Below are 255 nucleotides of genomic sequence, written 5' to 3' on the forward strand. Positions count from 1 at the left end.
TTTCCGAGTAGGTAACCGCTGCTGATAGGGTCTTTTCGCTCACCTTTGAAGCCCCATTCGTTTTTAGAGGGGCTGCTGAATCCAAAAGCGCTGTAGCGGTAAGACACAACTTGGTTTGGAGCGGTGGCGAGAAGTGGAGTGTTAAAAAGATCAACGCTCAGAAGTCGCTGGGTATTCTGCTGAACTTTAAGCGAGAGGTTGTATCTACCGTACCTGAAAAATGATTCGCTCGTGGAGGCATGCGCAATATGTGAC

The 255-nt window shown here is 48.6% G+C and carries 1 protein-coding gene; it reads right to left on the bottom strand.

What is annotated here, in order from left to right:
- A partial coding sequence (locus HWE01_RS22740; protein WP_241822971.1) for a hypothetical protein occupies window positions 1-255 on the bottom strand: 255 nt, incomplete at both ends.

It is taken from the genome of Herbaspirillum sp. C7C8 (assembly GCF_022627875.1).
Lineage (GTDB): Bacteria > Pseudomonadota > Gammaproteobacteria > Burkholderiales > Burkholderiaceae_D > Herbaspirillum.